The 25,617-nt window shown below is 37.8% G+C and carries 24 protein-coding genes and 1 pseudogene; 16 read left to right on the top strand and 9 right to left on the bottom strand.

Going from position 1 to position 25,617, the window contains the following annotated elements:
• Nucleotides 1-457 precede the first annotated feature (457 nt).
• Complete coding sequence (locus B3H30_RS04935) at nt 458-2,692, top strand: TonB-dependent receptor (protein WP_286833528.1); 2,235 nt, start codon at nt 458-460, stop codon at nt 2,690-2,692.
• A 259-nt stretch (nt 2,693-2,951) separates the two neighbouring features.
• Here the strand turns inward: B3H30_RS04935 and B3H30_RS04930 are convergent, their stop codons facing one another.
• The 5 genes and pseudogenes from B3H30_RS04930 to B3H30_RS04910 all read right to left on the bottom strand — a co-directional run bounded on the left by B3H30_RS04930 (nt 2,952) and on the right by B3H30_RS04910 (nt 8,228).
• Nucleotides 2,952-3,764, bottom strand: coding sequence for a helix-turn-helix domain-containing protein (locus B3H30_RS04930; protein WP_070566826.1), 813 nt, complete (start codon nt 3,762-3,764; stop codon nt 2,952-2,954).
• 92 nt (nt 3,765-3,856) lie between these two features.
• Nucleotides 3,857-4,876, bottom strand: a complete 1,020-nt coding sequence (locus B3H30_RS04925; RefSeq protein WP_070566824.1) for an SDR family NAD(P)-dependent oxidoreductase — start codon at nt 4,874-4,876, stop codon at nt 3,857-3,859.
• Nucleotides 4,877-5,053: 177 nt separating this feature from the next.
• Nucleotides 5,054-5,563 carry an STM3941 family protein gene (locus B3H30_RS04920; RefSeq protein ID WP_070566822.1) on the bottom strand — a complete coding sequence of 170 codons (510 nt, stop codon included), beginning with the start codon at nt 5,561-5,563 and terminating at the stop codon, nt 5,054-5,056.
• 201 nt (nt 5,564-5,764) lie between these two features.
• A pseudogene (locus tag B3H30_RS04915) lies at nt 5,765-7,105 on the bottom strand (outer membrane beta-barrel family protein).
• Nucleotides 7,106-7,355: 250 nt separating this feature from the next.
• Nucleotides 7,356-8,228, bottom strand: a complete 873-nt coding sequence (locus tag B3H30_RS04910; protein ID WP_070566816.1) for a carboxypeptidase-like regulatory domain-containing protein — start codon at nt 8,226-8,228, stop codon at nt 7,356-7,358.
• Nucleotides 8,229-8,503: 275 nt separating this feature from the next.
• On the opposite strand from B3H30_RS04910, the gene B3H30_RS04905 reads away from it, so the two are divergent.
• The 5 genes from B3H30_RS04905 to B3H30_RS04885 all read left to right on the top strand — a co-directional run bounded on the left by B3H30_RS04905 (nt 8,504) and on the right by B3H30_RS04885 (nt 12,741).
• A complete protein-coding gene (locus tag B3H30_RS04905) occupies nt 8,504-9,145 on the top strand; it encodes a MarR family winged helix-turn-helix transcriptional regulator (RefSeq protein ID WP_070566814.1) in 642 nt (213 codons plus the stop codon).
• Nucleotides 9,146-9,255: 110 nt separating this feature from the next.
• Nucleotides 9,256-10,734 carry a phytoene desaturase family protein gene (locus B3H30_RS04900; RefSeq protein ID WP_070566812.1) on the top strand — a complete coding sequence of 493 codons (1,479 nt, stop codon included), beginning with the start codon at nt 9,256-9,258 and terminating at the stop codon, nt 10,732-10,734.
• A gap of 4 nt (nt 10,735-10,738) precedes the next feature.
• The gene (locus B3H30_RS04895) at nt 10,739-11,575 is read left to right on the top strand and encodes a phytoene/squalene synthase family protein (RefSeq protein ID WP_070567139.1); all 837 of its coding nucleotides are present in this window, start codon (nt 10,739-10,741) and stop codon (nt 11,573-11,575) included.
• A gap of 9 nt (nt 11,576-11,584) precedes the next feature.
• On the top strand, nt 11,585-12,043 hold the full coding sequence (locus B3H30_RS04890) for a sterol desaturase family protein (RefSeq protein WP_070566810.1): 459 nt from the start codon (nt 11,585-11,587) through the stop codon (nt 12,041-12,043).
• Nucleotides 12,040-12,741, top strand: coding sequence for a lycopene cyclase domain-containing protein (locus B3H30_RS04885; RefSeq protein ID WP_070566807.1), 702 nt, complete (start codon nt 12,040-12,042; stop codon nt 12,739-12,741). Before B3H30_RS04890 ends, B3H30_RS04885 begins: the two co-directional genes overlap by 4 nt.
• 136 nt (nt 12,742-12,877) lie before the next feature.
• On the opposite strand, the gene B3H30_RS04880 is transcribed toward B3H30_RS04885, so the two are convergent.
• Both B3H30_RS04880 and B3H30_RS04875 read right to left on the bottom strand, forming a co-directional pair.
• On the bottom strand, nt 12,878-13,144 hold the full coding sequence (locus tag B3H30_RS04880; RefSeq protein WP_139145013.1) for a hypothetical protein: 267 nt from the start codon (nt 13,142-13,144) through the stop codon (nt 12,878-12,880).
• 142 nt (nt 13,145-13,286) lie between these two features.
• Nucleotides 13,287-13,565 (bottom strand): Crp/Fnr family transcriptional regulator, encoded by a 279-nt coding sequence (locus B3H30_RS04875; RefSeq protein ID WP_139145012.1) that lies wholly within the window; start codon nt 13,563-13,565, stop codon nt 13,287-13,289.
• A 687-nt stretch (nt 13,566-14,252) separates the two neighbouring features.
• On the opposite strand from B3H30_RS04875, the gene B3H30_RS04870 reads away from it, so the two are divergent.
• The 4 genes from B3H30_RS04870 to B3H30_RS04855 all read left to right on the top strand — a co-directional run bounded on the left by B3H30_RS04870 (nt 14,253) and on the right by B3H30_RS04855 (nt 16,928).
• Nucleotides 14,253-15,326 carry an ATP-binding protein gene (locus B3H30_RS04870; protein ID WP_070566801.1) on the top strand — a complete coding sequence of 358 codons (1,074 nt, stop codon included), beginning with the start codon at nt 14,253-14,255 and terminating at the stop codon, nt 15,324-15,326.
• Between the two features lie 15 nt (nt 15,327-15,341).
• Nucleotides 15,342-15,914, top strand: a complete 573-nt coding sequence (locus tag B3H30_RS04865; protein WP_217493542.1) for a hypothetical protein — start codon at nt 15,342-15,344, stop codon at nt 15,912-15,914.
• A complete protein-coding gene (locus B3H30_RS04860; RefSeq protein WP_217493541.1) occupies nt 15,899-16,270 on the top strand; it encodes a helix-turn-helix domain-containing protein in 372 nt (123 codons plus the stop codon). The genes B3H30_RS04865 and B3H30_RS04860 overlap by 16 nt, the downstream gene beginning before the upstream one ends.
• Before the next feature lie 76 nt (nt 16,271-16,346).
• A complete protein-coding gene (locus B3H30_RS04855; protein ID WP_286833521.1) occupies nt 16,347-16,928 on the top strand; it encodes an NAD(P)H-dependent oxidoreductase in 582 nt (193 codons plus the stop codon).
• A 94-nt stretch (nt 16,929-17,022) separates the two neighbouring features.
• Here B3H30_RS04855 and B3H30_RS04850 read toward each other — a convergent pair whose 3' ends face one another.
• Together B3H30_RS04850 and B3H30_RS04845 are read right to left on the bottom strand one after the other, a co-directional pair.
• Entirely contained in the window at nt 17,023-19,221 is a 2,199-nt protein-coding gene (locus B3H30_RS04850) for a hypothetical protein (RefSeq protein ID WP_217493540.1), read from the bottom strand.
• Between the two features lie 263 nt (nt 19,222-19,484).
• A complete protein-coding gene (locus B3H30_RS04845; protein WP_112375903.1) occupies nt 19,485-20,003 on the bottom strand; it encodes a ferritin-like domain-containing protein in 519 nt (172 codons plus the stop codon).
• 363 nt (nt 20,004-20,366) lie between these two features.
• Here B3H30_RS04845 and B3H30_RS04840 point away from each other — a divergent pair, with 363 nt between their 5' ends.
• The 6 genes from B3H30_RS04840 (at nt 20,367) to B3H30_RS04815 (ending at nt 25,610) form a co-directional block, all read left to right on the top strand.
• The gene (locus B3H30_RS04840; RefSeq protein ID WP_112375904.1) at nt 20,367-21,491 is read left to right on the top strand and encodes an aldo/keto reductase; all 1,125 of its coding nucleotides are present in this window, start codon (nt 20,367-20,369) and stop codon (nt 21,489-21,491) included.
• A 108-nt stretch (nt 21,492-21,599) separates the two neighbouring features.
• Complete coding sequence (locus tag B3H30_RS04835) at nt 21,600-22,244, top strand: Imm19 family immunity protein (RefSeq protein ID WP_083295987.1); 645 nt, start codon at nt 21,600-21,602, stop codon at nt 22,242-22,244.
• Nucleotides 22,245-22,423: 179 nt separating this feature from the next.
• Nucleotides 22,424-22,975, top strand: coding sequence for a putative glycolipid-binding domain-containing protein (locus tag B3H30_RS04830; RefSeq protein WP_286833519.1), 552 nt, complete (start codon nt 22,424-22,426; stop codon nt 22,973-22,975).
• A gap of 139 nt (nt 22,976-23,114) precedes the next feature.
• On the top strand, nt 23,115-23,453 hold the full coding sequence (locus B3H30_RS04825; RefSeq protein WP_070566791.1) for a hypothetical protein: 339 nt from the start codon (nt 23,115-23,117) through the stop codon (nt 23,451-23,453).
• Nucleotides 23,454-24,019: 566 nt separating this feature from the next.
• Nucleotides 24,020-24,556: an RNA polymerase sigma-70 factor gene (locus B3H30_RS04820; protein WP_112375906.1), complete on the top strand. Its 537-nt coding sequence runs from the start codon at nt 24,020-24,022 to the stop codon at nt 24,554-24,556.
• A gap of 73 nt (nt 24,557-24,629) precedes the next feature.
• A complete protein-coding gene (locus tag B3H30_RS04815; protein ID WP_112375907.1) occupies nt 24,630-25,610 on the top strand; it encodes a FecR family protein in 981 nt (326 codons plus the stop codon).
• The last annotated feature ends 7 nt before the right edge of the window (nt 25,611-25,617 follow it).

Below are 25,617 nucleotides of genomic sequence, written 5' to 3'. Positions count from 1 at the left end.
ACCTAGAGGAACCTGTTTTCTTTTGTTTGATAAAGTTAGGGACTGTTGAAGCAGCAAAAAATGGAGTACAACAAGCATAAAACATAATGTACATTAAGATTTATTGCTGCTATTATCATTCTGCATCCTAATGGAATAATCGATGGAGTTATTCGATCGCTTATTATTCTAAATTTTTAGCTTTAAGTATTTCCCAACTTTACTATATTTGCCGCTAATAATAATTAGTCTAAATAGTAATTATGTCTTTTTGCAGAGCAGTATTTCCAGGATAGCAAGGTTTGGAAATAGAAAGACATCAATATGCAGACAGGGCAAATGATTTTTTTAACACCTTAAATACGTGAAAAAAACAACAAGATCTTGGTTTATTACCCAGAATACAATATTGGCTAGTAGTCTATTGGTTTTAAGTTTTTCTATAATTCCAGCAATAAGTTTTTCCATGGAAAAACCGATGACTCTTAAGAAAAATGGTCATGGTCAAGAACCAGGGATAATTAAGGGCAAAGTGAAAAATTCAGTGGGGAAAGGTTTGTCCAATGTGTATATCAATATTGACGGGATAAATAGTACCAAGACTGATAATGAGGGGAATTTTATTTTTTCAAAGATTCCTAAAGGAATTCACTCCATGACCGTAAAGCATATTGGTTTTCAAGAAATCAGATCGCAGATCGCACTGGAAGGGGAAATTCTGGAGCTTCCGGACTTTGTCATGGAACAAACAAGTAATCATTTGAATGAAGTTGTCGTGACGGCGAGCAGATTGGCTGAAAGCATCGACGAAGTACCATCGTCAATTACCTATATCGGAGGTAAGACCTTAGAAGATCAGCGTCTGATAAATGACAACTTACCTAATATCTTAATGCAGAAAGTGCCAAGTATCTCTCCAAGTGAGGAAAGCCAAAACAACTTCATCGCTAAAATACGTGGTCGGAATTTTTTGGTACTTATTGATGGGATTCCTCAATCTACTCCTTTAAGAAATGGCGGAAGAGATATGAAGACGATTGACGCTAGCGCAATTGACCATATTGAAGTCATCAACGGTGCCTCTGCAATGTATGGAAATGGTGCCGCCGGTGGTATAATTAATTACATTACAAAGAAGCCAAAGACAGACAAGAGTTTTCACTCGTCAACCTCTTTAAATAATTCCCTAAGCTTGGTCAAACCAAGTGAAACATATGGGTATAATTTGGCACAAGTATTTTCGGGATCGCAAAACAAGTTTGATTATGTCGTGCAAGGAAAGATTGCGCGAACCGGCGTGGTCCGCAGCTCTGATGGCACCATTGTAAGTCCATTTTATGGTCTGGGCGAGACAAAAAGTTATAATACCTTGGCGAAGATTGGTTATCAGATTAACAATAATCATCGCATTGAATTGATGGGGAACTATTATAGAAGTGTTCAGGATAGTAAATACGTCGGCACTAAGGGGGAGTTTGGAAGTAAACCCGCTATTGGGATCCCTTCAGATACAGTGATTAATGGCGGAACACCTTACAATAAAGCTTTTCATGTAAAGTATGATGGCAACTTTGGTCGGACTTCAGCAAATATGAGTCTTTATTATGAAGATATGAACACGGTATTTGAAACCTACAACCAAAACTATTCTGATCATAAGGGAGCTAGACTAAATTTCAGTACGCCCTTTGATCTATCCAACAACAATAAAGTAACCTTAATTTATGGAGTAGATCTTTTAAAAGATCACACGGTTCAAAAAACGTTGAGCGATGAATTAGTGACACCCGATATGAACATGAAAAGTGGGGCTTTATATCTTCAAAGTAAATTTAATCTCGCCGATTACTGGATAGTGAAAGGTGGTGTGCGGTACGAAAACTTGGATTTTAAGGTAGGGGATCTGACAAAAGCAGGGAAAGTCACTCCGGGAGACAAGAGCAATTCAAATGCATTTGTATTCAATTTGGCAGGAAGGTATAATAAATTGAAATACCTACAGCCCTTTGCTTCATTTTCGCAAGGATATTCTATTGGCGATGTGGGGCTTGTATTGCGAAATGGAGTACCTTTGAGTCAAATCGATCCGAAGCCAGTAGTCGTCAATAACGTTGAGTTGGGTCTAAATGGGACCTATTCTATGTTGAGCTACCAATTGACAGGGTATTATAGCTCCTCCAAAAAAGGCAGTACGTTCGCAGAAACGTCAACACCTGGTAATTATGAATTGATTCAAGTGCCGCAACGTATTTACGGTTTGGAATTTGTTGTCGATATAACTCCTGTTGACTGGTTCAAGTTTGGTACTATACTCGGGTACATGGATGGTAGGCAAGATTTGAAAAATGAGGGAAAGTATAAGGATAAATTGGACAACTCCATTATTTCGCCTTTTAAAATAAATATTAATGCCGATTTCAAATTGACAGATCGGTGGAACGTCTATCTCCAATATTTACATTTGGGTAAACGCGATGTTTTTCAACCTTCTGAATATAATTATGGCAAATACCCGATTTCGGGCTATGGGCTGATGGATTTCCAAACGCGCTATAAATTAAAGAATCTAGCTTTCATTTTTTCAGTTAATAATATCCTAAATAATGATTACTTCCCGCTGCACGCGGAGGTGAGAGGAGCCACCAATGAAGGCCGTTATTATGTAAAAGGAAGCGGGACAATAGCAAATTTAGGTATTCAATTGGATCTGTAATTATTTATCGTAATTTCTATATTGCAACTGGAATAAAATTCATAAAATAGAATTGATTCGAAGGTATTATAAGCTGCTCCCATTAGACGTATAAGAGTTGGATTCATCTGTGCTAGCTGATATATATGAGTTTTCAGTCTGCACGATGATAGGTGGCCTTTGAGATAAGCTTGCGCTCGCTATGATTTGTATTCAACGTTTTCAAATGCTTAATATGTATCCGGAATGAAATTCGCTATTAGACCTATTCAACATTTTTTCAAAGTCCCGATGCTAGCAGATCGGTAGGCGTGTAACCAAAATGCTTTTTAAACGCATAGGAGAAATGTGAAAGATTTTCGAATCCTACCGCGTAACAAACTTCGATTGGTTTCATTCTTTTTTCAACAAATTGATAGTGTGCTAGCTCCAATCGTTTTTTTGTTAACCATCGCTGCGGTGTGAGGTTGAAAATCTTGCTAAAATCCCTTTTGAAGGTGGTGAAACTTCGTCCTGTCAGATAACCGAATTTTTCCAGCGATAAATTGAACATAAAGTTCTTTTCCATATAGCCTGCCAGGTCAATTTTGCCGGGTTCTTCAAAGTTAGCCAAAATAGGATCTATTTCTTTATCTATCGCCCGGAGGATACTGATTGCTTCCGTGATTTTCAGGGAGGCAATGTTCTCGGGCAGTTTCTGTAGTTCAAAATCAGGAATCAATGAGGAAAGACAGCTTTCCAGTAAAGGATGATTGTTAAAGCTGTATATCTTTTCCGATTTTCGAGCAGAAGGCTCTATGGTCAGATTTGCATAGAAATTTTTTAGCTTCTCACTCGTTAAGTGCATCACGACCGTTTTGTGAGGCTGTCCATCTTTTGGGTAGTTGATAATTGTTGCTAACTGATTTCTTGGAATTAGAAAAATATCACCTTTTTTAAACACGTAAGTAGCATCGGCTTGTACAATTTTTGTTTCGCCGGAAATAAACCAGATTAACATATGGCACTCGAAACTGATATCCGATTTGAAAAACTTATCCTCATAACAGGATAGCTTAATATCATCTGTTATATATTTTGCTTTATACTCCATGATTCGAATTTTCTGTTCGGCTTTAAAGGCATTGTGATGACATAAATATAAAAAATTAATAGCTAAATCTTTTATCGTAAGCCGTTTGGATATTAGTCTATATTGAACTTTACTCCGATCATTTCTTCACTAAGGTGCCAAAGGCGTTTTGCTGAATCTTTATCCAATGAATATTGTTGGACACCGTTCTGATGCAGTTTTGTATGGGTTGGGATTAAAGGATCTGTTGGTAGCAACTCTGCGATATCGTTATCTTCCAGATATACACCGCCTATTTCATCTAATAACGGACTGGTCGCTGCAAAAACCGTAGTCGCAGCACCTTGTGGAATGGTCTTCAATGCAGCCATCATCGCTGGGTGTATATTTCCATTTTCATCTAAAAATCCTAACTTCCTCCATTGTTCCGGGTCTGCATCCCGCCCCAATTCTGTACCTCCGATCGAGCCGGGATGTAAAGAATACGCCCTTATATTAAAATCTTTGGCTCGGTTATCTAGCTCTAAAGTGAAAAGATTGCTTGCCGTTTTTGATTGACCATAAGCCTGAAGAGTTTCATATTCGCGATTTTCAAAATTTGGATCTTCAAAATTGAAGGAAGAATTATGGTGTCCAAGAGAAGATACATTGACAACTCGTGCAGCACCCGCCTGTTTTAATGCGGGCCACAGTCTAGCTGTAAGATGAAATTGCCCTAAATAATTTGTCGCTAGTTGCGATTCAATTCCACGTTGGTCACGCTGCAAAGGGACCCACATAATACCGGCATTGTTGATTAGTAAATGAAGTGGTCTGCCTGATAAAATGAATTTTCTAGCAAATCTGTCAATAGAAGATGGTTCAATCATATCCACTTCTTCGATTTCGATATTTACTATACCTGCTAAATTTACTTTTGCTTTTTCAACGTTTCTTGCAAGAACGATAACAGTTGCACCGGCAGAAGCGAGCGTTTTGGTAGTTTCAAGTCCGATTCCCGTATTACCTCCCGTTACAATTGCGATTTTATTGCTTAGATCAATTCCTTTAATGACGTCCTCGGAAGTAGATTTTGCTGTGAAGCCAGAACCGATTGGTTTCTGTAATGCCCCTTGATAATTGTTTGCTTTCATTTTTAAAAATTTGATTTTGTTAAGACAAAGGTAGGAGGGATTTTGACGCAGGGTTTTGTTTAGACGTCCTAACTTACTTTGTTTAAAAGATCAATGAAAAATATTAGGCGAACAACTCATTCAATTGATTTGTACAGGTTTTGAACGATTTTGGGGGTTCTAATCTTTTTCTTTTTACTATTGCTGATACCGCTGATAATATGATTCAATGAGGTTTTTGAGCTCATTGAAGTCAAGCGACAACTGATCGGATGAAATGGCTATTCCATTTTCGAGCAGATGTTGTTGTACTTGTGGAGCGAACTGCTGTATATAATTTTCGGGATTGTGTAGCTTCAAAAAAACAAAATGGACACCATGGGCCATCCCTGTTGAGACGGATTGAATCGCAGTCCATTTTACTGTCCCAACCTTTATTCCTACTGGTGTACCGTTATATCGAATACCATCTGCGTTTAATAGGAGGCCGGTTCGATTTTTATTAAATAGGGCCTTTATACCACCAATCAGACAATAACACCCTAAGCCTCCTAAGGTCAACATCAGTGACCCAGGGAAAATTCTTATTTTTTCGGCGACAAAGAAGATATAGTAGGCAAATGCCAAAGCCGCTATCGTCATCAGCAAACCAAACAGCGCTAATTTCAGGCGCTTTTTATTATCAAATTCTATGATAGTCTCATTCATAATTCACTTTTTCTTCTATGTATTTATAGGACTAAATTAGAATAACTTTCCTCAAATTTTCAAGGGAATTCCAATTCGTGGTGAATCGTTTTAAATTCGCGGTATTTTAATGTCTATCTGTATTTAAACTATTTTCTAAACTCAATTATATCCAGCGCTATGCCTCCACGAATCATCTGTGATGATCAAAGTATTGATGGGTTAATCTATCCTCGAATCCTTTTCGAGCTTTTTGGTCTGTTTTGCTGAAAAGGTTTTTCCAAAATTGTAGCTGAAACTCAATTTTGCATAGCGTGACTTCAATTTATTCACTGTTTCAATGCTAATCACATTGCCTAAACTGGAAATAGGTCCTTTTTGTAAGTTGAAAATATCCTCAATCGTGAGGGATATATTTAACTTGTCCTGAAGCACTTTTTGCTGTAAACCCGTCGTGATATATCCCGTTGCGCCATATTGCATTTGAAAACTATTTCTTTTCGATGCATAAAAGCCGAGTATTTGAACAGTAGTCTTTGGCAGAATATAGATGAAAGTATTGATCGACCCACTAAAGTTGACAATCCCAGGTAACAAAATATCTTCTGTATTGTTCGATCTGAAAGTTGGGCGTTGTGCTGATAAATATGTACTGACATTCACGCTGCTTCCAAACTTGTTTTGCGACATGACATAACCTCCAATTTGATTTAGATTGTAATCATTATAATAGTTAAACTCTGGACTCCCAACTTCCTCATTATATCTGGAGATATATGTAAACATATTCTTCGAGGAGTTTCCATATAAAGAAAATATCAGTGAATGGTTGCTATTCCACTTATGTGAATATTGCAGATCTAGCCTATTCGCAAAATATGGCTTCAAATGCGTGTTACCATTGGTGAAATAGATAGGATTATTGTTCACCGCAAAAGGATTGAGCATACTATACCCGGGACGTTCGATTCTTCTGTTCCCTGATAAAGCAATGCTGTTTTTAAGGTCTTCGAAATCATAACGTATATTAAAGTTCGGAAATAAATTAAGATAGTTGTTTTTAATTTGTTCGTCAGTTGAAACGGCTCGTAATTTATAGTCGAATGATTCTAATCGCAAGCCTAAATCGAAGGAGAAGTGTTTCAATTTACCATTCAGAGAAGAATAGGCTGCAAGTATATTTTCGTTATATTAAACCTTATTTTCATTATTTAATTCTCCTGCATCGATAATTCCATCTGTGGCTAGATTCTTAAAGAAGCTTTCTGTATTTGCACGGGCATATTTTGCACCGAATTTTAGATCAATACCCTTTCCAATGTTTGTTTTGTAATCTGTATTGAATGTCCAGATTTCATATGGTCTGGAAGTAATAAAATTTCTGCTATCATTTTCTGAGGAATTTATTTCCGTGTTAGAAAAATCATATGCCTTTCTCCAGAATGAAGTGTTATTCTCATTCGAGTATTTCGCGTAATTCATACCGATCGAAAGCTTGCTTTTCGTTTTAAAATCTTTATCATAAATGAAGTCGGCGATATGAAAATTATTGTCCAAAAACATGAAGTCCTGCTGTTTAAGCTGCCTTTGAAATTGATCTTCCCGATTATAGATCGTAGCGTCTCTTTCATTAGGAAATTTGCCATAAAAGCTGGCGTACCAATAATTAAAAGAGAGTGTGCTCGTCGAATCAATATTATAAAGTGTATTGGTTTTCATGGAATGTGTTCTTTGGGATCTTTGGCTGGCCTGTTCTTGTCTATAGAGATAACTAGAATCGGGTAAGTAATAGTTTTTTATTAGATCGTTTCGTTTATGTAGGGTTTTCACTATATGAAAAATTATAGCCCACTGAAATTTCAAACTTACTTTTTTTAAGATTTAAATTGAGCGATTGGTCCGTCCCCCAAAGGGTGGAAACACTTGTAATTGCCGACCCAAAGAAGCCCAAATTGGAATTTTTCTTAAGTCTGATATCGAGCACACCTCCATCTCCGGCGGAATCATATGCCGCACCCGGACTTGTAAGCACGTTAACGGACGAGACCTCATTGCTCGGTAGAGATTTCAGGTAGTTAAATAAATCTTGACCACCCAAATTGACTTTCCGACCATTGATCAATACAGTAGCTCCTTTTCCAAGCAATTGTAATTTGCCTTCCATTTCATCAACTGTTAATCCCGGAACCTGCTTGAGCAGTTCTGCTATATTTGTACTATTGCCTAGTATATTGTTTTCCGCATTAAATCTATACCCACCGGTAATAAGTTCTAGGGGAGGTTTTCTGGAAGAAACTGCAACCTCCTCAAGCTTATTGTCAATCTTATGAAGCTTTATAGTACCCATATCTATATTGCTCCCGTTGGGTATTACAATTCTTTTTATCTGAAACTGAAAGCCCATATGATTGATTTTTAGGTAAAATGAACGCTGACTATGGGTCAATTGGAAGTCCCCACTTTCATTTGTCACCACTGTTCTGACAGGATTGCTGCCACTTTGATGATCCAGTAAGGATATGGAAACTAAATGAACAGGTTCGTTAGTAATAGAATCAACTACTTTTCCCGTAACAGTAAAGGTTGAATCGATGAATGAAATGATCGTCGTGTTAGACGAAGCATGAGATATAGCGAAAAACAACAGGTATGGGAGAACTAGGGCAATTTTTTTTAACTCTTTCATGTATTTAAGGTTCTTGTGCAAAGCTTGATGACAATTGTTTGCAGTTAGTGACTATAGGTTAGTCGAGCTCACGGAAAAAATGTTGCACGTGTAATAATAAAAACGAACATAACTTTAGAACCTTGGTCTTGTTATAGTTAAAGCAAGTCTCTATCCTCGATGGGTTACAGTTTGCCACTATTAAGGCTATGATGTTGGTTTATTTTTATTCTAAAAAATATTATTTTTAAAATAATTAAAACAAATATGGTATATTTATGTTCTAAATAAAGTGTATGAAATATCAGCTTTTAAAAGAAATCATTGGATTAGTTGAAGAGTTTGAACAGGAAAACGTAGACGGAATCTATAGCACTGACGCAAATGGATTTAAACGTTGGATAGTAACAAAGGCAACCGATGTTCTCGAAGAACCCAATTGGGACGGTAAGGAAAATGGGCGTAGTCCGGAAAGTGTCATCAGCACGTTAATAGTGCATATGAATAGGTTCGCAAAAAGTTATTCAAAGGCTGCTATTTGGGAATCTGATTTTTCCACACAAGAGGAGTTTATCTATCTTATTACACTACGGTCCTTTGGTGAGATGACAAAAATGGAATTGATCAGAAGGAATATTCATGAAAAACCAGCCGGCATGGCCATTATAAACCGTTTGATCAAACAAGGTTGGATACGTCAACACGATTCAAAACTGGACCGCCGCAGTAAGTTGCTGTACATCACGGAAAATGGCTTGTCGGCATTGGACCGGCAAATGGGAAAAATACGTCATGCGACGCAGATTGTTTCAGGCGATTTGACCTACCACGAAAAAATAACATTGATAAGTTTATTGGATAAACTGAGCAAATTTCATCAATTAATCTATGATAGAAATATTGCACCGGAAAAATTGCTGGAGCAAGTGAAGTTATAATCCACATCGGGATGCGATAGAAATGACAAAAATCAATAGGATGTGTACATTACTAGTTGCGGTGCCAATAAGTATTGGGAATTGCCCAAGTAGTTTAGCTAAAAAAACAAATGAAAAAGAAGGTAGCCGTTATTGGCGCAGGTTTTTCGGGTCTTTCAGCGGCAGCGTATCTTGCTAAAGCAGGGTACGATGTGCATGTTTTTGAGAAACATACGCAGCCCGGTGGAAGGGCGAGACAATTCAGTACGAAAGAAGGATTTAAATTTGATATGGGACCGAGCTGGTACTGGATGCCCGATATCATTGAGTCCTTTTTTTCGGATTTTGGATGCAGCACAGCTGATTTTTTTGAGCTTGTATCGCTCAATCCTCAATTTGAAATGATATTTGACTCCGGACAAGTTCGTGTTCCGGAATCCTATCAGCAATTAAAACTATTATTTGAACAGATCGAACCTGGGGCTGGTACGCAGTTAGATCGATTTATGGAAGCTGCAAAATTTAAGTATGAAGTGGGGATGCGGGATTTCGTCAATAAACCCTGTCACAATTGGGGCGAATTTCTCTCTCCAAAGATTGCACTTAGCGCTTTTAAGCTAGATTTGCTTTCCAATTTCCGATCCTATGTTGCCAAATATTTTAAGGACCAACGATTGCGGACATTAATGGAATTTCCGGTCATATTTCTGGGCGCCTCACCCAAGGATATTCCGGCATTATATAGCCTGATGAACTACGGCGGTTACGCACTTGGCACTCATTATCCGAAAGGAGGTTTTTTTCAATTAGTACTGGCGATGCAGCAAGTAGCGGAGAGGCAAGGTGTCACTTTTCATTTCGATCATAATGTTGATACATTAAAAATTGAAAAGAATAAGATCACTTCATTAGGTGTTAATGGCGTAGATTACGCATTTGATCTTGTGGTTGCATCCGCTGATTATCATCATATCGAAACACTACTTACCAAGGATTTGAGAAACTATGATGAAGATTATTGGAAGAGTAGGACCTTTGCCCCTTCGAGTTTGATATATTATCTGGGGATGAAATCGTCCATTCCAAATCTAACACACCATACACTGTTCTTTGAGCATCCGTTGGACGATCATATTGACTGTATATATGGTGAAAAAAAATGGCCCCAAAATCCACTGTTCTATGTATGTTGTCCATCCAAAACGGATCCTCATGTGGCTCCCCCAGGCAGTGAGAACCTCTTCTTGTTGATGCCGTTGGCGACAGCTATCTCAGACGATGATGAAACACGTGAAAAATACCTAATTAAGATGTTAGAGCGTTTGGAAAAGCATACTGGTACAAAAAACCTATACGAGCAGATTACATACAAGAGAAGTTACTGCGTAAGCGACTTTATCAGCGATTACAATGCTTACGCTGGAAATGCTTATGGGCTAGCAAATACATTAAAACAGACAGCGGTATGGAAACCCAAGATTAGAAATAAGAAAGTCCATAATCTTTTTTATTCAGGTCAGCTGACAGTTCCTGGTCCCGGAGTACCTCCATCCATCTTATCGGGGAAAATTGTTGCCAAAGAAGCCATTGAATTATATCGTAAAACATAAGACCATGAAAAAGCTATTTGATGAACTCGCTTATGAAGTAAGCAAAAAAACAACTGAAAAGTATAGTACAAGTTTCTCGCTTGGTATATTGGCCCTCAAGCCAAGCATTAGGGCTAGTATTTATGCAATCTATGGCTACGTAAGGTTGGCTGATGAAATAGTCGATAGTTTTCATGGTTATGATAAGCAGCGACTTTTGGCGCGGTTATACCTCGAGACTAACTGTGCTTTAGAGGAAGGTATCTCATTAAATCCGATATTACAGTCTTTTCAGGAGACGGTGCATAAGTATGCTATCGACATCGAGCTGATCCGACAATTTCTGCATAGCATGGAAATGGATCTGAATAAGGTCGACTATAATTCCGAACGTTATAAAGAATATATTTATGGTTCGGCTGAAGTGGTGGGGCTGATGTGTTTACAGGTTTTTACAGAAGGTAATAGACAGCGCTATGAGGAATTAAAACCTTACGCCATGAAACTGGGTTCTGCATTTCAAAAAATAAACTTCTTGCGTGACCTCAAGGAAGATTATCAGGTGCTTGGACGTACCTATTTTCCAAACCTGGATATGGCGGTGTTTGACAATGCACTCAAAAGCCAGATTGAGGATGAGATACACAGCGAATTTAAGGAAGCGCTTTTGGGAATCAAAAAATTGCCTGCATCGGCAAAATTTGGCGTTTATCTGGCTTATAAATATTATCTTTCACTATTTGCGAAGATTCGGAAAAAATCCTCCAAAGAAATTTTGGAAAGCAGGATTAGGATACCTAATGCACAAAAAGCCTACGTTGCTTTTAAAAGTTATCTACGTTACAAAGCTGCTTACTTATAAAATAGAGTTATGAATTTTATTACAGTATTGGTCACTTTTATTGCTATGGAGGGCGCCACCTGGCTTATCCATAAATACATTATGCACGGCTTTCTCTGGATATTACATCGCGATCACCATGATCACAGCAATGTGGGGTTTCTGGAAAAGAATGATTACTTTTTTATCATTTTTGCCCTTCCCACGATCGCGTTGATGTATTTTGGGTCGTTAAAGGCGTACAATTATCTGTTTTATATTGGATTGGGAATTATGCTCTATGGTATGGCATATTTCTTTGTGCATGATATATTTATCCATCAACGTTTCAAATGGTTGAGTAAAACGAATAACCCTTACTTTTTAGCGCTTCGTCGCGCCCATAAACAACACCATAAACATTTAGGCAAAGAGGAGGGCGAGTGTTTTGGCTTTTTATATGTTCCAATGAAATACTTTAAAATGTATACTAACAATGAAAAAATATGATGCAATATACTTATTCGCTTATCTTATTTTTTACGGTCATAATCTGTTTTGTCGCATCCTTCGACAAGCGGCTTCGATTCGATCGTGAGTTCATCCCATTTTTAAAGGCATCAGCGCTTGTTGCTGTATTTTTTATAGCTTGGGATGTCTGGTTTACCAGTAAGGGAGTGTGGTGGTTTGACACAAGATATACCTTGGGACTGGCTATAGCAGGACTACCATTGGAAGAATGGCTATTCTTTATCTTCATCCCTTTTTCATGTATTTTTACCTATTTCTGCATCGATAAATTTTTTAGATTACAATCGCTATCGGCTTTTAATAATGTTGTTGTCTTTGTAAGTTTCATTATATGTGCTGTTGTTGCCCTTCGATATGCTGACAGAATCTATACCGTAGTTACCGCTGCTGTGACTATGGTGACATTGGTGCTTTTTCACTTTGTATTTCGGATACAATGGATTACGCAGGCCTCTTTAGTCTTCACTTTGCTGATGCTGGGCTTTTTACCTGTCAACGGCATACTTACCGGAACAGGATTGGAGTCCCCTATTGTCAATTACAATCCAATGGAATTTATGGGGATTAGGGTACTTACGATTCCGGTTGAAGATGCAGTGTACGGATACACTCAGTTTTTGTGGGTTCTTTACTTTTTCAAAAAGTTTCAAAGTATGCCCCTAAAATCCAATCTATAAAGTGGATGCATTTGGACAGCTCAAATAAGCTCAGAAATCCGCTGCTTGATTTTTTGGAAAGTAAATCCATGTTTGTAATGGATTTACTTTATCGACTCTCACTTTGAATTAAAAATACCTTAATTAATTTTTTTGCTTATTGTTTTACCCAGTAAAAAGTTTTTGAAAAGATGCCTTTATGGGCCACAATTTTCAACTTTTTTCCCTGCAGGTACATTTCGCAATTGCCTTTTTGGCCAGTATCATGGTTTTCCACAGTCCCCTTCCATTCATTTTTTTCAAAACGCACATTGTAGAGGGTTGGACGTCCTTTGGGATCAAGACCAGAAAATTTTCCGTTGCTGTAAGTGATGGTGATAATGAAGCCTTCCTCGGTTTTCCATTTACCTGCAAAAATTATCATTGGAGGATTGAGCAACACTCATTATTGCCATGAAGATGATGACAAGGGATGACAGTATTTTTTTCATATGTAATGATTTCATACTGCAAAGCAAATTAAAATAATCTGCAGTGTTTTTAATATATCTTAAAAATGAAATCGACTACCTGCACGCGCGTATCACGCTTAGTGTTTGTTGGGTAATACCCAGATAGGAGGCAATATGTCCCAAGGAGGCTCTTAGCAATATGCCAGGAAATTTGTCGAGCATATTTTTATAGCGTTGCTCGGCAGTTTGAAATTGTAATGCAAGAGTTTTTTCGGATAGCATACTAATCACTTGCAGCGATACCTGCAGCCGGAAGTTCTTAAAAGCAGGGATGCTATTACAGAGTTCGTCGAGTTTGCTATAGGGGATAGCACGCAAACAAGCTTCTTCCAATACCTGTTTACCATAGGGGTGGGGGCGGTCAAAAAAAAACTTTCAAAAGATATCAGGAAATTATTCTCGTCGAAAAAATAATGAGTGATATCCTTTCCATCTAAATTATAAAAAGCGCGTAATAATCCTTTTTCAATAAAATAAACATTTTGGTGGTGATTGTCAGGATGTGCCAGTACAGTACCTTTCGCAAATATTTGTTTACTAAAGGCTCTGCCGATAGCATCACATTCGGCGCTGTTCAATTTTATGTTTCTAAGTAGATAAGATAAGAGTTCCATTTACTTCAAATATAGAAAAATGCAACAGGCTGCCCATAATTCCTCTCCAAATTTATTTGAATATTCTCCAAGTCCATCAGGCAATAAATGGATTAATTTCACCGTTGGCAAAAGAGTGTGAAATGTATGCCCAAGATTGAATTTTTTAATACCTAATGGATTGTGCAGCAAGTTGCTTTAAGTAGGAGATAGTATCTGGTATAAGAAATGATATTTCAGCCCTTACCAAGCTTTCTATTTTGTAGCAATCCTGTAACGATTGATGTCAGTAATCAATTCAGCCCTATTGCTGTTTAAAATGAATTTAAAAATTTTTAGATGGACCCAAATTACGGTTTTGAGCTTTAATACCGCAAAACAATATCTGTTTTTTTCTTGTTTTTATTCATAATATATAGGGTATTTAATGAATAAAAACAAGAAAATTAGTGACTTAACTCAACTCAACGAAGACCTGGAAAACTATTTTAGCAATACCATTATCCCGCAGTTATTCGTTGATGCTAACTTAATTTTAAGAAAGTTCACTCCACCAGCAATGAAGCAGTTTGATCTTAAATCTGAATTCATAGGAATGCCGCTAGAGGATATAAGAGAAAATTTTAGATTTCCGACCTTTATCAGTAATATAAACACGGTGATAGCGACAGGTAAAATCTTGGAGAAAGAAATACAGACTACAGATTTAAAGTGGTACCAGATGAATATACTCCCTTATCATGTCCGTAATGAGAACCGGACGAATGGAGTCATTATTACATTTGTAGATATTACGCCAAGAGTAAAGGATCTTAAAGAACAAGAACGGCTTGTTCTAGAACATGAGTTGCTGCTCGATACAATAGCCCATGATATTAAAAATCCATTATTGGTACTTAAACTAACATTTGGGTTAATGAAGGAATTTAAGGATAAAAATTCAGCGAAATTCTTGCCCTTAATGCAAAATCATGAGAAAAGTTTGGTAGAAATAAAAAAAATAATAGATGATCTGACCGAAAGTCGTTGGGAAAAGCAGAAGTATCAGGCATCAACTGAACTGATCGATCTTCCAAATATTCTAGAGGACGTGCGGTTGAGTTTAGCACCGCAGCTGATAGAAACCGATGCAATCATCCGACAGGATTTAAAAGTTTCGGAATTTACTTTTGTACGACGTAAGCTGCGTAGTGTGCTCTATAATCTGATGAATAATGCGATTAAATATACACCAGAGTCACAGTCTCCAGAAATTCTAGTGCAATCTTTCAAGGAAGATGGCTATGTCGTTATTTCTGTAAAGGATAATGGGATAGGCATGGGGCCAGAAGTGCAGCAGACGATTTTTGAGAAATTTAAACGCGCAACCAAAATGGTCGATGGATCTGGCGTAGGTCTATATTTGGTCAATACGATTGTGACACAAGCTGGTGGAAAGATCGACTTAATAAGTGAGCCTGGGCATGGAACAGAAATAAAGATCTTTTTGAAGCAAGATTAGGTTTGAACTTCGGAAATGATTGATTTAATTGATCATGTTGAATTTGTTCGTAGATTAGAGGAGAAACACCAAAATAGCAGTAGCAAAAGATCAACAGTTTTAATATGGATGCCACAAATCATGAAAGCAGACGAACAGACATACCGTAGTTACAGGCTTTCCATTGCAAGCGAATTTGAAACGGTGTTTTCTCATTTTTATTTTGCAGAGAACAATTCAGCAACTGCCCTAACGAAAACATTGTTGCCGTCTTTTCAGACTATTATGGTGTTCAACTTTGGTACAATAGTCCGATTGGTTTCTGATGCCAAAAATGAAATCGAGGTGGACAAATGCATCGTACTAGGTCCCTTAAAATCTGCCTTTGAATATACACTTCTCCCCGGATCACAAATTTTAGTGGTTAATTTCAAGGGCGATGCATTTTATCGTTTTTTTGGAAAGGCATTTCTTTCACAGCATTTGCCAATAAACCCAGATGAAGTTATAAGTGAAAATTGTTTTAGCTACCTGTGGCATCAGTTGAACGGTATGACAAGTGTATCAGACCGAGTAAACTGCATTCTCGATTTTTGCAGACTTACTTAAAATCACAGCACAGCACCGCGGCTTTATTGGCTAATTTTAAAGACAGTACACGCAATCCAGTCAAGACCATTGCCGAAGAAACCGGGCAAACTGAAAGAAATGTGCAATTGACGCAAAAAAAGCATTTTGGCTATAGCTCCAAAGAGCTTAGTAGATACCAGCGTTTTGTAAAAGCAATTGAACTGATACAACATGTTCTTTTATCATCGAAAAAAGTGGACTGGTTTGAAATTATAGCTGAATGTGGATATTACGACCAAAGCCAGCTTATCCGGGATTTTAAGCATTTTATCAATCTTTCCCCAAGAAATTTTGTTCGATTTCAGCAAGATATCTGCCGGGCTTCAGGAGAATAGCCTTTTCGTTTTCTTACAATTTTTCCGTTTACTTTCAGGCTATTTTTGTTTTATTCAATTACTTAAAAAAAAAAAAATGAAACATCTTATTATTTATGCCCATCCAAATACGGCAAGTTTAAATCATTTATTCAAGCAAACAATTGAAGAAACACTCCTGCAACAAAAGAACGAAGTTGTAGTCAGGGATCTGTATCAGCTTAATTTCGACCCTGTGCTGTCCCTTGAAGATATGGACGGACAACGCAGGGGCATCGTAAGCGAAGCAATTAGAAAGGAACAGCAACATATTGCCTGGGCTGAAGCTGTTACCTTTATTTATCCGATATGGTGGACAGGTATGCCGGCTATGATGAAAGGGTATATCGATAGGGTATTCAGCTACGGATTTGCCTATAGGTACGATAACGGAGTACAAAAAGGACTGTTGGCCGGTAAGACCGCCTACATTATCAATTCACATGGAAAATCAAAGGCTGAATATCAGGAAATAGGAATGGATAGGGCGCTGATACTGACCTCCGACAGAGGTATCTATACCTATTGTGGCTTCGATGTGAAGTGCCATTTATTCTTTGACCGTGCCGACCGTGCAGCAGCAGAAACGATAGATGAATGGAAAATGGAAATCGTTGATGCTTATTCCTTGGTTCGATAAAGTCCTTTTACCAAGAAGTTAATTTCAGCTATATTAACTTCTTGGGAGGACGGAGGTGATCTTGATCGGATATGCTATCAACTTTTTTGTTCATCTATTTTCTTGTTATTCTAACCATCCCAGCTCCGGCTAATTCGTAAAAACCAGTACGACTTGAATGCACACGTTTATATGATGATTTAACTTTTTGTTCTACGCTTATTTTGGTTAATACTTCTCTGGAAAAGCCTAAAAGCCTCATTTGTGCCCGGAGCAGATCACTGCCCTCCAATCGGAAAGTGACTGAATCTTTGCCGACTCGAAAGTTTGAAATTGGGTAATTTATAAAAACTATTCCACCCCAATTGGCCACTTTAAAATACTGTCGTGGTATGATACCAAAGGCCAGTCCGGCGCCATATACTTCCTGGCCGACTTCACCGCTTTTCTCCCAGCCATCATGTATGTCTTGAAGTGGAATCCATAGATCTTTTTGTATTTCACCCGTTTTGGTTTTTTCGACAATCATTTCTGTCGGAAGTAGCGGAGGGTAATAGTAGGCGAGTCGGCCCGCAGCATACTTGATAAATTCCGGGATCAATATTTTTAGCGATGGAAGAATAGCCATTCCTGCTGCCACCTCAAGATAATGATGCAGGGCAGCAAATACTTCCAGCTCTTCGTATGCCGCGGTATAGGGGGCATCTTTCAAGGGAAAAACAGAAAAAAAATAAGGAAAGTTTTTGCCGTAACCATAATTGCATTCCCACAATTGACAGTTTTTAAATATGCCGGCGAGGCAGCAATAGCTTAGTTTTAGGTAATGCTCATCGTCGGTCACCTTATACATCTCCAAAAAGGCCCCCGCAGCAAATGCCGTATTGTTGGCCTGATAAAATATATCAAAGGCCAGACCGTCTAAACTTTTAAGTGCTCTGCTTGCTTCCAGAAAAAATCGTTTTTCTTTGGTCAGCTGCCAGGCCAGGAGCATAACGTGTGCATATGATCCCGGGACGTCTTTTTCACCACCTTTACCTGGAGTCGTTTCGGCTTTTAATACCTCCAAAGTGGTCATCTTATAAAAGACAGGCCATTGATAGTCAAAATGTTTGGCAACCTTTATCGCATAATCTATCGAATCCAGAAATAGTTTTTCAGCCATCTTGTCGCCCCGCAATGCAAGCCTGGCGAGGTTTAACAAGGGGTGATGTAGATACCAGGAGTCCATTACCATCTCACTCTTTTGCTCTTCGGAATGATCCAAGTCATCTTTTAACGAAGGGTGCCACCTGACTAAACTCTTTATAGACTTATCATAAAATGAGGTGAGTCCATCGGAGAGCTCCTGCAACAAAGGGTGCTGCTCTCCGGTCCAGGTAAGATACTCATGCAATGGGAGTATGACGGCAAGCTGCACCATGATTTCTGCAGGCGTTTTGTAGTCGCCCACATAAGCATTCAGATAAGGACTGCCGTCTGTTTGTGTCCAGCAACCTTTGTTGTTCGAAATATTATCCAGGATCTTTTCAGCCGACTGCAGCCAATTATGTTGGCTGGCTTCAGGCTTAGGAAGGAGGAGGTATATTGATGCCAGTGAATCGAGGTAACTTTCAACGACCTCGACGTCACTTTCGGGAATCTTTTCATCGAGCTGTACAAAAGCATCCGAAATGATATATTCTTTATTGGCCGGCAATGGTTTTTCAGCGTTTACAGGAAACTGGAACCCCAGTTCTGGCCATTCACCGCCGACAGTTTCCCGGAGTGATACTTCTGTTTCCTGGCAATAGGGAGACATGGCTGTGAGATTCTGAAAATAGAACACCGAACCGGCTTTTGGCTTTGTCATACTAAAATAAAGCTGTCCTGACCGGGACCCTACCTGTTTGGCATGTATTTTTCCCACTGTATTTTCAGTATTTCCATCTTTAGTCAAGGGAACAATATCGCGGGGCCAAAACGGGATAAGAAGCGGTAATTTCGTTCGCAAGGTCGTGGTATAACGAAAGGTGGCGCGCAGACTTTCGGGAAAGAAGACAATGATTCGATAATAGGCTAACCTAGTAGAAGCAGTGATAAGGATCTCATCGGGAGCTTCGGAGATCGTCACCTTTTCAAACCTGCTATTCATCCCAAAGGCCAGTCTAAAGGCTATGCTAGCGCCCGTTGGCCAGATAACCACGAGCCAAATCGAATCGCCTGGATTATGAATTTTGAGTCTGTATGTTTTTAGGTCTATTTCAAAAATAGACGTAGAATCTGCTATATCAGCCTGGACCGTTGCTGTCCAAGGAGTGACGGGATTTATCATCATGCTAATTTCTTAACTGTATAATGTGCTTGTCTCCTTATAGGAAGAGAAGCAAGGTAACAATCGTTTTAACAATTGATGTTTATGGTACAACTACGGTGAAAACGTGTTTGTCCTGTTTTTCAATTAGGCTGATGAAAGGAATAACTAAGCTTTGAAGAAAATAAAGTGATTGTGGCTAGGGATAGGATGTGTTTTGCTAAAGATACCTCAATGGACGATTGCACAGGTATAATAAATGCCCGGATTACCGGGCATTTATTAACTTATGACGCAGACTCGTTTACTGACGAGACGGCTATTTCTGTGAGTAATGTATCGGTTTGCTTTTCCTCATCTAGTGTTTGTTGAAGCAATTGCTCGGCTTCAGTATGGTTCATTAATTTTGCAAATGTGACAAGGCAACCATAGCTGGCGATTTCATAATGTTCAACTTTTTGGGCTGCAGAAATGAGTGCCGCATCTAGTGCTGGATCGCCTTCAAAATTTTCAATGATTTCATCAGCTTCCTCCAGCAGACCTTCCATAGCTTTACATTTTTTCCCGCGGGCAGCAATGCCCAACGCTCCAAATACTTCTTTAAGCCGCTCGATTTGTCCTTCAGTTTGGCTGTGGTGCTCCTCAAATGCTTGTTTTAATTGTTCGTCTTCTGCGGCTTTGCTCATTTTCTTTAAACCTTTTAAGAGCTGTTTCTCCGCGCCTAAAATATCTTTTAATTCGTCTACAAATAACTCATGTAAATGCTCGTTTGGCATTTGTTGCTGATTTTGATTCGATTTTGCCATAATTCTTTTTAGAGATGGACACGAGTGGGGAGAAGATCGTTTTTAAAAATTCTTAATTTTGATTTCTGTTTTGTCAATTCGGGAGTACAATTATTGGAAAAGGTCTAAAACGTATTGCCGGGGATCAACTATTTCTAATTTTTTTAATTGTGCTGGATCTACCAATCTATTTCTTGGTGTGGTCACTAATAGTATGCCATCGTCCTTCATGCGATAGCGATGATCTGCTATAGTGATGATCTTCTAAAACAAAGCAGGCCTGAGAATGGTTTTTTTAGCAGAATCCTGATTGCTATATGCATATTGAATTTGGCCATTGCAAATAAATAGCACAGTCAAGGGAATTTAGATAAGGTGCCGCGTATGAAAAGAAGAAAATTTATAGTGCAAACAGGCCTTGCAGGATCGGGCTTAATCTTTAGCGCAGCGGCACCTAATATTTTGGTAAGAACAATTAAAGAACATAGTATGGTAAAACCTGATAATTTAAGCAAACACAGACGTTTTCGCTCCAATAATAAAGCCGGGTTTGGTGGCGTGGCATTAGGGAATGGCTTTCAGCAAAACGCAGATCTAGAATGTCTCCAAGCAGTAGAAGCAGCTTGGAATGCTGGGATACGATTATTTGATACTTCCCCATGGTACGGATTGGGCATCAGCGAACGCAGAATGGGCTTGTTTTTAAAAGATCAGCCACGCGACAGCTTTACCCTTTCCACTAAAGTAGGACGACTCTTAGAACCTAAAGAGGACTTTACCATGGAACAGTTGTTATGGAAGGGTAAAATGAATTTTCGTTATCAATACGATTACAGTGCTGCCGGTGTGAGAAAAAGCGTAGAGGATAGCTTACAGCGCATGGGCTTATCATCTATAGATATCGTATATATTCATGATCTTTCACCCGACAATGGTGATATGAAAGACAGCTATGGAAGTTACTTTGAGCAAGCGGCGAAAGGAGCGATGCCCGAGCTGACTAAAATGAGAGAAGAAGGTATAATAAAAGGATGGGGGCTAGGTGTCAATACCATCGAACCAATTTTGCAAACATTAGACATGGCAGATCCCGATATTTTTCTTTCAGCCTGCCAATATTCGTTGATTAAACATGATGACGATTTGAATAAGGTTTTCCCAAAGATCGCTGAGAGAGGGTTGTCGATTGTTGTAGGCGCACCACTGTGTGCTGGATTTCTGTCAGGCAGGGACCGCTACCTATATGATGGAACGTTTCCTGCTGGGGTTAAAGAAAAGTTGAATGCTTTACAAAGGGTGGCTGACGATCATGCTGTAGACCTGCGGACAGCTGCATTGCAATTCGCTGCAGCACCAGACGAGGTTTCAGGAGTGATACCCGGAGCACATACCGTAAAGCAGGCCATTCAAAATGCGGAATCTTTCAAGACTAAAATTTCCGCCGATTTTTGGGAAGAATTAAAACATGAAAAATTAATTGCGGCAAATGCTCCCGTACCAAAAGCATAGCATTTAGAATCGTACCTTAAATAAATTGGCTTGCCGTATCGAATTTGAATAACAGTATCTAAATATGAATAGACAAATTACACAAAACAACATAAAAGACAATACAACATAAAAGACAATACATTCTTTTGGTATAGCTATATTAAATGGTTCAATGGATACGACGAAATAAACGAGATCAACATTGACGAAGCATTAGAAGTTATCGGCATTGACAAAGAAAAATTAGCGGAATGGGAAGAACGATTTTTTTCGCTAGATGACTTTGGAGAAGTTTCAAAATTTATCGAAGGAAAATTAGATGGAGATACGACCTTCTTAATTGAATTTCAAGATCATGAAATTAGATTTTTTCTTAACGACATTTACTTTGGGAAGTTAGGTGGGCATTTTGAAGCTTGGTTTCTAACTTGGGATGAACTGTTATCACTTCAACAGTTTGAACAATTATTTCTGCTTATGTTACCAATGACAGCAATTGAAAGAGAGCAAAGAGACCATGCGAAGCAGATTATATATAACCATTTAAAGACAGTACCACAGTTTGAGCAAAGTGCGGAATATATTTCTAAATGTATTTTAAACGGACTTTTAATTGACGAGGTCTTTTTTGAGCTTGATGAAGTGGGTACAGTAAACAATCAAAATCATAGTGTTCGAAATATTCGAAAATATCCAAGATATAAAGAAAACATAATTGAATTGAATAAAATCTTAAAAAAAAATTGCAATAAAAAACTCGGCTCATTATAGTTACGCCAGATCCGCGGCTCATGAAATTCTGGTGCGATCTTTCAAAGAAAATGGCTATGTTGTTATTGCTGAAAAGCTCTTTGATACTTTGCCAAATAAAAAGTTTTTTTAAAATGCCTTAATGCGCCACAATTTTGATTAAAGTCTCTGCAAAAATGAGCGATAAATAAATTTTAAAGATGAAAATATTAATTTGGAAGGGCATTATCTACAATTCCCTCGAATATTTTAAACTGACACAACAGGGAGGCTTTTTTATGGTCGATTCCAACATTATTGGGTATTATGAAGATAAAATCTATACCCTCAAATATCATTTGAAGATTGACGAGCATTGGAATGTTCAAGGTCTTGATTTAGAATATGAAGTGAATGGCGTTAATAAAAGAATAAAAGGAAATAAAGTTAAAAATGACTGGGAAATAAATGGATCGATTATAATCGATTTTCAGGGTATTGATTATATTGATATCTCCCTCACACCATTTACCAATACACTTCCGATCAATAGTTTGAATCTCGAAGTCGGTGAGAGTACGGATATCAAAGTGCTCTATTTTGATATTCTAAACGACGGCATAAAACCAGTTCATCAGAACTATTCGAAAACGAACATGTTAACCTTTCAATACAAGAATGTTCCGAAAGATTTTGAGGCCGACCTTGATGTAGATCATTTGGGTTTAGTGGTCAATTATCCGGGGTTATTTACCAAGGTAGCCGAAATTTAGCAAGCATCTTCCGGAGCTCAGAAGAACTTCGATTTATAGTCCCTGCGTTTGCACCGGAAAAGGCGAAATCGTGACGAAGTTTCTAAAAACAATATTCCTTTTTAGTGCTGTCTTAGCTATGTAACATAAACAGAGCACAATGAATTTTGATATGATTAAATGTGAGGACCTCGGCCAGGCCATACATATACCAAACACGACGGACGACCATCACGAAGAAACCTGGTTTGTGAAATTTGGCGAGGAAATAATAGGTGTTGGACTTTTTCCAAAACAAAGCTCGAACTGCGTTTTGGCAATCGTTGGCGATAGCTATGACGACAAGAAAATACTGGGCGACATTGATGCACATGATAAAGTGATTATTGAAGGATTGAATATCGCTTTTGAAGGCTACTTAAGATCCATCCGCGGTGATGTAGTCATCGGCGAAAAGCAAGTAGATGATTTCTCGCACAATAATCAAAAGTTGGATTAATACCCTATAAAAAAACTGCTCAACTGTTGAGGCAGTTTTTTTTTATCCTTAGCGAAGTACGCTTGTGCGGCTTTCATTTCCGGAAATGAGCATAACAAGGCAGACACGAGGATGTTAAAATATGCTGAAATAGGTTTATCCTCTAATTTAAGAATTAATGTGGATTTTTTTTGTTTAAACAATTGATATTCTTACAGTCAACCAAGTTTGTGTTCCTACGATATTATGGGCTTTATTTTATAATGTAGAGACAAAATATATCGCTGCTGGGGAGTACAGCTACTCTAGTGTGTCGATTGATCCCCAACTTTGCTGCTTCTTATCCAGTTTTAGATCTTTCAATGAAATAAACATATAACTATACCAACGTGATACTATGATTTCGAGTCCAAAGCAAAATTTGGACTAATTTTTTATTTAAAAATTTTATATATCGTTTTATACATTTATAAAAAAATATTAATATTGTATTTATGTAATACATAATATTGTTGGCATTTTTTCTTAATCTAACCAATTAATCTTAAACATCTGCTAACCTTTGAAAGAACATTTTTAATTACGATATGGAATCGAATCAAGTGGAAAGTCGAATAGAGCATAAAATTTTGCGCTGTTTAAAAGACGGAGATATGCAAGCATTTTCCTTAGTTTATAATTTTTACTGGGATGGCCTCTATGACTTTGCTTTACGATTAATGAAGGAAGAAGCGCTAGCACAAGATGTTTTGCATGATGTCTTTACCGAGTTGTGGGCCCGTCATAAACGATTAAACATCCAGTCATCGTTAAAAGATTATTTATTCATTTGTACAAAAAACAGATGTTTTAAGCTGCTGAGGAAATTACGTAGGTTAAATGAAGTAGAGGATCACCTGTTATTAGACATAGCGATTGAGCATGATGAGTTTTCGTATAAAGAGCTTTCTGATCAGCTTGATGGCTTACTAGCAAGACTTCCAATCAAAACAAGGGCAATATTTATTATGAGTCGAGAAGATGATTTATCCTACAAACAAATCGCAAAAAAAATGAATCTTAGTATTAAATCTGTCGAATATCATATATCAAAAGTCTTGAATAAATTACGAAAAGCCTTATAATTATATCCGCCTTTTCGTTAACTTGTCGTATTAACAAATTAAAATCTTTCAAATTCATCTGTATTCTAAGCATATGCCCCTAAACGATAGCGAAGATATAAAAAAACATACTTTTGATCGTATTCTAACAACGATTAGTCGAAAGAAACGTAAAAAGCGTTTGTTGAATGGGGCTATCCTATTTTTTGTTTTATCTATTTGTTCTGCTAGCTTATACTTTTTTTATTCTCGTTCCATTAATATCTCCCCCCAAAAATCTGAGCATATTTATGCGGATATTACAGCTGGAGATATCACAATTTCAGGGTCAAGGCCCATTTCCCTTGTTGAATGGGAGAATAATAAAAACAAACCTTTCAAAGTCAGTAAAAAGAAAGATATGTTGATTATTGAACCGACAGAATCATCAACCTCCGAATTTGATGATGTTGTTCTGCGCGTTGGGGTTGGTGGATTGTATAAGGTTTTGTTAAAAGATGGAACTATAGTATTTCTTAATTCCAATTCCGAGCTAAGCTACAAAGGTGATTTTTTAAAAAATCGGATTTTAAGTTTAAAAGGGGAAGCCTTTTTTGAGGTTGCAAAGAGACAACAGGCTGGTATTAAACAGGAATTTACTGTTCTGACAGGGAAACAGCGGATAGCTGTATTAGGTACTAAGTTTAATGTTTTGTCTCGTGAAAAGATCGAGCAGACTGTATTAACAGAAGGAAGTATAGCTTTGAGAAGTATGAAATCAGGAAAAAATGAGTTTCTTGTTCCTGGAGAGAGAGCCATGCTGGATGATCAAGGATCTATTGATAAAACAACTGCTATAACCGAAGATTATACATCGTGGAAAGATGGTAATTTGTATTACGAAAATAAAAGCTTGCGCTATATTCTCTCAGATCTCGCTAATATTTATCCGATTCATTTTGATCCCAATAAAGTTCCCAATCGAAATTTTACACTTTTTCTTAAAAGAGATCGCTCGTTTTCTGAGATTTTGGATCTCATAAAAAGATCAGGCAATTTGAACATCACGTTAAAAGGTCATGAATTAATTTTTTAAAAAAATT

The organism is Sphingobacterium sp. UBA7038 (assembly GCF_002494055.1).
GTDB classification, from domain to species: domain Bacteria; phylum Bacteroidota; class Bacteroidia; order Sphingobacteriales; family Sphingobacteriaceae; genus Sphingobacterium; species Sphingobacterium multivorum.
This window is presented reverse-complemented; position numbering and strand designations above follow the sequence as displayed.

What these genes read in the sequence shown, in the direction of transcription:
- B3H30_RS04935 (WP_286833528.1), top strand. Translation starts at nt 458, where the DNA reads ATGACTCTTAAGAAAAATGGTCATGGTCAAGAACCAGGGATAATTAAG.
- B3H30_RS04930 (WP_070566826.1), bottom strand. Translation starts at nt 3,764, where the DNA reads ATGGAGTATAAAGCAAAATATATAACAGATGATATTAAGCTATCCTGT.
- B3H30_RS04925 (WP_070566824.1), bottom strand. Translation starts at nt 4,876, where the DNA reads ATGAAAGCAAACAATTATCAAGGGGCATTACAGAAACCAATCGGTTCT.
- B3H30_RS04920 (WP_070566822.1), bottom strand. Translation starts at nt 5,563, where the DNA reads ATGAATGAGACTATCATAGAATTTGATAATAAAAAGCGCCTGAAATTA.
- B3H30_RS04910 (WP_070566816.1), bottom strand. Translation starts at nt 8,228, where the DNA reads ATGAAAGAGTTAAAAAAAATTGCCCTAGTTCTCCCATACCTGTTGTTT.
- B3H30_RS04905 (WP_070566814.1), top strand. Translation starts at nt 8,504, where the DNA reads ATGAAATATCAGCTTTTAAAAGAAATCATTGGATTAGTTGAAGAGTTT.
- B3H30_RS04900 (WP_070566812.1), top strand. Translation starts at nt 9,256, where the DNA reads ATGAAAAAGAAGGTAGCCGTTATTGGCGCAGGTTTTTCGGGTCTTTCA.
- B3H30_RS04895 (WP_070567139.1), top strand. Translation starts at nt 10,739, where the DNA reads ATGAAAAAGCTATTTGATGAACTCGCTTATGAAGTAAGCAAAAAAACA.
- B3H30_RS04890 (WP_070566810.1), top strand. Translation starts at nt 11,585, where the DNA reads ATGAATTTTATTACAGTATTGGTCACTTTTATTGCTATGGAGGGCGCC.
- B3H30_RS04885 (WP_070566807.1), top strand. Translation starts at nt 12,040, where the DNA reads ATGATGCAATATACTTATTCGCTTATCTTATTTTTTACGGTCATAATC.
- B3H30_RS04880 (WP_139145013.1), bottom strand. Translation starts at nt 13,144, where the DNA reads ATGATAATTTTTGCAGGTAAATGGAAAACCGAGGAAGGCTTCATTATC.
- B3H30_RS04870 (WP_070566801.1), top strand. Translation starts at nt 14,253, where the DNA reads ATGAATAAAAACAAGAAAATTAGTGACTTAACTCAACTCAACGAAGAC.
- B3H30_RS04865 (WP_217493542.1), top strand. Translation starts at nt 15,342, where the DNA reads ATGATTGATTTAATTGATCATGTTGAATTTGTTCGTAGATTAGAGGAG.
- B3H30_RS04855 (WP_286833521.1), top strand. Translation starts at nt 16,347, where the DNA reads ATGAAACATCTTATTATTTATGCCCATCCAAATACGGCAAGTTTAAAT.
- B3H30_RS04850 (WP_217493540.1), bottom strand. Translation starts at nt 19,221, where the DNA reads ATGATGATAAATCCCGTCACTCCTTGGACAGCAACGGTCCAGGCTGAT.
- B3H30_RS04845 (WP_112375903.1), bottom strand. Translation starts at nt 20,003, where the DNA reads ATGGCAAAATCGAATCAAAATCAGCAACAAATGCCAAACGAGCATTTA.
- B3H30_RS04840 (WP_112375904.1), top strand. Translation starts at nt 20,367, where the DNA reads ATGAAAAGAAGAAAATTTATAGTGCAAACAGGCCTTGCAGGATCGGGC.
- B3H30_RS04830 (WP_286833519.1), top strand. Translation starts at nt 22,424, where the DNA reads ATGAAAATATTAATTTGGAAGGGCATTATCTACAATTCCCTCGAATAT.
- B3H30_RS04825 (WP_070566791.1), top strand. Translation starts at nt 23,115, where the DNA reads ATGAATTTTGATATGATTAAATGTGAGGACCTCGGCCAGGCCATACAT.
- B3H30_RS04820 (WP_112375906.1), top strand. Translation starts at nt 24,020, where the DNA reads ATGGAATCGAATCAAGTGGAAAGTCGAATAGAGCATAAAATTTTGCGC.
- B3H30_RS04815 (WP_112375907.1), top strand. Translation starts at nt 24,630, where the DNA reads ATGCCCCTAAACGATAGCGAAGATATAAAAAAACATACTTTTGATCGT.